Annotated in this window: 8 protein-coding genes; all 8 read right to left on the bottom strand. The window is 27.6% G+C overall.

The annotated features are described in order from the left end of the window. Window positions 1–466 precede the first annotated feature (466 nt). Window positions 467–1,189, bottom strand: coding sequence for a hypothetical protein (locus TR13x_RS10560; protein WP_054871903.1), 723 nt, complete (start codon window positions 1,187–1,189; stop codon window positions 467–469). Between the two features lie 336 nt (window positions 1,190–1,525). Next, a complete protein-coding gene (locus TR13x_RS11200) occupies window positions 1,526–1,675 on the bottom strand; it encodes a hypothetical protein (protein ID WP_161802946.1) in 150 nt (49 codons plus the stop codon). A gap of 139 nt (window positions 1,676–1,814) precedes the next feature. Then, on the bottom strand, window positions 1,815–2,159 hold the full coding sequence (locus TR13x_RS10555; protein ID WP_054871902.1) for an ASCH domain-containing protein: 345 nt from the start codon (window positions 2,157–2,159) through the stop codon (window positions 1,815–1,817). A 43-nt stretch (window positions 2,160–2,202) separates the two neighbouring features. After that, complete coding sequence (locus TR13x_RS10550) at window positions 2,203–2,460, bottom strand: hypothetical protein (RefSeq protein ID WP_054871901.1); 258 nt, start codon at window positions 2,458–2,460, stop codon at window positions 2,203–2,205. Window positions 2,461–2,573: 113 nt separating this feature from the next. Then, window positions 2,574–3,032, bottom strand: coding sequence for a hypothetical protein (locus tag TR13x_RS10545; protein WP_152912152.1), 459 nt, complete (start codon window positions 3,030–3,032; stop codon window positions 2,574–2,576). A 564-nt stretch (window positions 3,033–3,596) separates the two neighbouring features. Then, window positions 3,597–4,349, bottom strand: a complete 753-nt coding sequence (locus TR13x_RS10540) for a hypothetical protein (protein WP_054871899.1) — start codon at window positions 4,347–4,349, stop codon at window positions 3,597–3,599. Window positions 4,350–4,592: 243 nt separating this feature from the next. Then, window positions 4,593–4,763 (bottom strand): hypothetical protein, encoded by a 171-nt coding sequence (locus tag TR13x_RS11195; RefSeq protein ID WP_161802945.1) that lies wholly within the window; start codon window positions 4,761–4,763, stop codon window positions 4,593–4,595. Between the two features lie 154 nt (window positions 4,764–4,917). Continuing rightward, the gene (locus TR13x_RS10535; RefSeq protein ID WP_054871898.1) at window positions 4,918–5,211 is read right to left on the bottom strand and encodes a hypothetical protein; all 294 of its coding nucleotides are present in this window, start codon (window positions 5,209–5,211) and stop codon (window positions 4,918–4,920) included. Between the last annotated feature and the right edge of the window lie 106 nt (window positions 5,212–5,317).

Genomic DNA, 5,317 nt, shown 5'->3' with positions numbered 1-5,317 from the left:
TGAAAATATTCTCTATTAAATTGTAAACCCCTTTATTTTTTTATGTTCTTTTAACTATTTATCTACATACTACAAGAAATAAGACTATTTATTACATAAAAAAATCAGGCATCTAATCCTAGAAAAACAACTCATAACTAAAACAGATAATTCTAGGAGATGTCTGATTACAGGGTGATATGAAAGTGTGTTTGTATAATCCCAAAAAACTGCCCTAGTAATCCATTCTGCAACAGCGTTATAGGAAGTAATAAAACCTTTTTCCCTATAATCTTGCAGATAAATACAGATATTCGGTTTTACTCATAATAAAGATCATTCATATTTGAATAAATTATAGTTTCCCTATATGCTTTAACACATACGTATATGCTAAAAAGCGTGGAGTTTTTTCTCTAATATCTTCTTCTGAGACACCTAAATACAGATGAACCTTTATTATATGTCATTTCCCCGCGACTAAAATTTAGTTATTTACATTCCTTAAGTATGCTTGGCATCTATTAATCCATAGCCTTTCATGCTCTTCTGGAGTTACTATTCTATTAGCCAAATCTTTAATTGTAAAAATATTTTGCTCTTTGCACCATTCCATACAAGTTCTATAAAATTCTATATTATCATTATCAGTTTCAAGATAAGCATAAACATGCTTAAAACCTTTAATATAAGCTACAACTAACCTAGAGTACCCATCTATACAAACCATCTTGTCCCCTATTTTTATACAGGCAACAACTATATCTTCTGGTTTCTCAACCCACTTACTTACTCTATCTATCTTTTCTTTACTAACGGTCAACTGTTGAGGTGTTATTTCTTCTATATCAATTCTAAAAACTTCAATATTATTATCTACATCCAATTGCCATATAGAATTTTCTCTAAATCCAGCATACTTTAAAACATCCTTTGTTATGATTTTATTATCTTCTTTATAAATAATTCTTTTTAAGTATGGATTCCAATAAATTATTTCTTCAATTAATCCTTTAAATGCTAATTCTTTCTTACATAGTTCGAAAATACTAAAGTTTACAATTTCAGCTTCTTCTATATTATTTATCTCATATTCCAGTGTTCCAATAACATTATCCCCTTCGTATGCAATTAAAGCAGTATTATGAATTAAACTCTTCTCGTGCTGTATATACTTAAAATCTTTTTCTCTTGCTCTATAAAAATCCATTATATTACCACCTCATTTAATGCTAAAATTTCCCTATAATGATTTTTTGATTTTATTTATATTAATTTTACTTACCTTAAAAAATCATATATCCATTTCTATGAATTACATATTATGGACTTAATCTATATTCATCAAACTTCTATGTATTTTTATAATGATACATAAATTATTTCTAAAAAATACAATTACAAACCAATCAATTATTTTTATTCTTAATTCTATATATGAAACCAGTAGTAAAAATAGTAATCATTAAACTATATGAAAGTATAATCACAACTTCGCTAGAGATTGTATTTGTAAATAATCTTATTATCTTCTTACTTATGAATACTATTCCTGCAATATAGTTTCCCATACTATATTAAGTCTGAAATATAAATCACCAATAATAGATACTTTCCAATCTAAAATATTAATTATATATCCCCATAAAAAAGGTATAAATATAAGTAGTAAAGTTTTATTCTTTTCATTTATCATGTTTTCCCCCTTATGAATTTTTAGCTATTACAGATAACGTTCTTGAGTTTACCGTCGTACTATGTCTTATGTGTAGAATAATGGTAAACTCATGTTATACGCTGTAGGTCTAAGCACAATATCTTCATATAAAACATCTTTAATCAATCACTTCTATTCTGATACCTAGAGCCCCATATTTTTCTTCTTGCTTTTTAGTATAAATTTCATAAGTTTTTTCTAACATCCATTCCATTGATTTTCCCTCACATCCAAAATGACTAAAAGGTATATCCTCATATAGCTGTTCAAAAGTATAATATTGTAATAATCCAAGAACTTTCACTTTTAATCTTTCCTCACAATCGGGCAACTTCGAAAAAATAATTGTGTCACCAATTTTTACTTTTTGTCGTTTCTCATCATTTAGTCTTATTTCTATAATTTTTTTCTTAGACCTTATCAATTCAAAAGGTTCCTCGAAAAGTCTCATAAAATGCTCCATTATCTTTCCTCCTTGTAACAAAAATATTTTTCTAGTATTAATTTTAGTTAAGCTGTATACATAATAATTTGATTTTCAAAGATTTTTTTATGTTTTGAATTATCCTTTCAACAATTGATAATCTTTCATTAGTAATATCAATATAACATTCCATAGATATAAAATTTATTTGACCTTTAGGATTAACTTGAAGTAAAAATGTAAATTCATCATCAGATTCTGTATTAGTATTTAATCCTGACTTTCCTAAATAAATAGTCTTATCTTCAATATTGAATTTTCTTATGAAGTTTTCATACATTTGCACAAAAACGGCGTTAGATAGCGTCCCTGATTTTCACATTTCTATCAAAAATTATTACTGCTCATTATAGTTTTCTAAAGTATCTCCTGCTTCCTTAAATAACATAAGCATTAAATATAAACAACAAAGGAAAATATAATTACTGATAATGCTAAAATAGCTAAGGTGTTCTTAAAAACAGAACTAGTTAATGACATGAACCAAATTATAATTTGATTTATTAAATATAATATCCACCTATTCATGGACTTTGTAGCAAGTTCATTTTCACTTCTTTCATTAGCCATCTCTGAAATTCCTAAACAAATTCTATATACCATAATTAAATTAAGAATTGTAAAAACTACACCAATAATCAGTCCAATCCCTGACATTGTTATTATATTGTTCTCTGGTTTTTGAATCTGATATATGTCAAATACTGAAATAAAAATAAGTGGAAAAGCTAAATTTTTAGCTAACTCAAAATTATTGTTTTTCTCAACTAACATTTGAAGCCCAAAATAAATTAATATAAAACCAATAAAGTCTGGAATTATATCAACTCCATTGAATCTAAAATCAAACAAAAAAATAAACCCCCAAAATATTTTGCTAAAACCCACAATATACCCCTCCAATAAAAAATATTTACAATATAATTTATGTATTCTATAATCAGCTTATAATAGTTATCTAAAGCTTGATATGGATATCATCTAACGATCTAGTATTTGCGATGCCTTCGAGCTCTACAAGGAGTCGCTCATGGCTGTGAGCCTGCGAACGCCTAATGCAGCGACTGACTCGGTTAGTGAGAAAGTGTGGTGCTCACTACCCTAAGCTTCTACTTTCCTAAAGCACCCTTGCGCAAATATTTTGTTATACGCTCGTTAATAAACCTCTTTTAGCAAAATCATACTTGATATTCCTAATATGCTAAAGTATACAAATACTCAATTTATCTAAACTATTTTGAATTCTTTTTTCTACAATAGTATTAATTCTTTTTCTTTTGAACAATTTAATACCTCCTAAAAACAAAACAGTTGAGCTGTTGCATAACAAGTTGACCATTTTACGATGGTACATATACTCTTTTGTAGTGTTCGTAAATGGTATGTTATCTGTTGCACCTGTCATTTTTCTTTATACTATGCTTTTTCAATTTCATCAAACATCCATTCAGTAAAGGGTTGAATCATTCGTATGAATTCCTGATGATTAATTTTAGTCGCTTCAGGTTCAGTTATAATCTTAAGACTTAAATCCAAAATTTCATCAAAGCCTATACTGTTTTCTTTCAATTGTTTAACTACTATTTCTTGCTTAAACGATTCAAATTTACCCTTTGCCATTAAGAAATATGCCCCTTCTACTAAAACAAAATATCGTGCAAATTTTCTTGATGCAAAGTAAGTATTTTTAGGAATTTTTTCTAAACATTGAGGACATTTGTTTTCTAAAGCATCCTCTAAGCACTTTCTTGCAAATTTCAATCTATATTTTGCAACAGTTTTATCTGGTGAGTATGAATCAACTCCTTGTGATTCAATTTCTGATATTACATCATGACCTTTGTACAATATAGAATTATATTTTAGTATAAACCTGCAAAACTTATCTTCTTTCAAATATTCAATGGATTTAATATTAATATGAACACCATCAAAGATTTGAAATTTCTCATCGATTTCTTGTTCTGTTTCTGATAGCCATAGTTCATCATCTTTTGTAATTTCATTCGAAATAAAACCCCAATAGTCTAAATCTGATTCATTTATTATTGCTTCATTAGTACTGATACTTCCTGTTACATAAATTGATAGTAATCTATCAGAAAAATATTCACTACATTTTCGTGTTACTTCATCAACTACATTTTGATATTCTGCTTGAATCACCATTGAATGTCCTCCTTTAAACTTAATACGATAACCTCACGCTTAAAATTGCTTAACTGTTTTTTCAGGTGTTGCAGATAACGTTTTGGCTAGTCCTGATGTTTTACGTATTTCTTGTAAAATATCGGGACTTGTATGTTATAAGAAGTGGCACCATCTTTTTTATATAATTCTTAATATAATTTAAATGAAATATATTACCTTTATAATTAATATACTAAGGATAATACCTATTTTTTGTGTGTTTTATTTTATTACTTTTGCTTTGAGTCCACCAATTATTATCAGAACAATAGCCACTAATAGTATCGGTATTGCAATCCAGTCAGGTATCCGAGTTATAAACCTTTCTATCATTATATTCAATGCTATTATAATAAGTCCTATTCCTAATAATGGAGATATTGTTTGCTTCACTTTTATTCCTTCTCTTCTAACTTTTTACTTTCAAAAACATGACATATAACGTTCCTTGGCTTTGCGACGTAGTTATTAAATTACTTCAAAAACATCCTATTCATGTCACTCAAGCCTATGTTATCTGAAGTACGATACCTTCATGCAAAAGGCACTAATTTAAATTTAAAATTAAATTATTTTCTAACCATTTAGTAGCTTTTTTATCTGCTATTAAAGGATATTTATAATCTAACTCTTGAAAAACATCAAATTTATCTATTAATACTTGCGTTGCAATTGCTGCATTGACCTTACATACTCCACAATATAAAGCAACAACGTTGATATTTTTATAAACTCCATCATAAAACTTCAACATAGCAGTTGATACGGTTTTAGCATCTGAAATACATTTAACAAAAGGCATAATTTCATTTTCAGATGATCCTATTATCCCAAGTTTCAAATTAATTCCCGCTCATATATTTATCATAAGTAATCTTTATTCTACCTCTTATGTAATTTTTATCCTAAAGTCAACAACTTATAAGGATTTTGACTAACTCTCTTTT

The sequence above is a fragment of the Caloranaerobacter sp. TR13 genome, from assembly GCF_001316435.1.
Classification (GTDB): domain Bacteria; phylum Bacillota; class Clostridia; order Tissierellales; family Thermohalobacteraceae; genus Caloranaerobacter.
This window is presented reverse-complemented; position numbering and strand designations above follow the sequence as displayed.

Excerpts from the sequence above, each read along its gene's own strand:
- TR13x_RS10560 (WP_054871903.1), bottom strand. The coding sequence starts at position 1,189 with ATGGATTTTTATAGAGCAAGAGAAAAAGATTTTAAGTATATACAGCAC.
- TR13x_RS11200 (WP_161802946.1), bottom strand. The coding sequence starts at position 1,675 with ATGATAAATGAAAAGAATAAAACTTTACTACTTATATTTATACCTTTT.
- TR13x_RS10555 (WP_054871902.1), bottom strand. The coding sequence starts at position 2,159 with ATGGAGCATTTTATGAGACTTTTCGAGGAACCTTTTGAATTGATAAGG.
- TR13x_RS10550 (WP_054871901.1), bottom strand. The coding sequence starts at position 2,460 with ATGTATGAAAACTTCATAAGAAAATTCAATATTGAAGATAAGACTATT.
- TR13x_RS10540 (WP_054871899.1), bottom strand. The coding sequence starts at position 4,349 with ATGGTGATTCAAGCAGAATATCAAAATGTAGTTGATGAAGTAACACGA.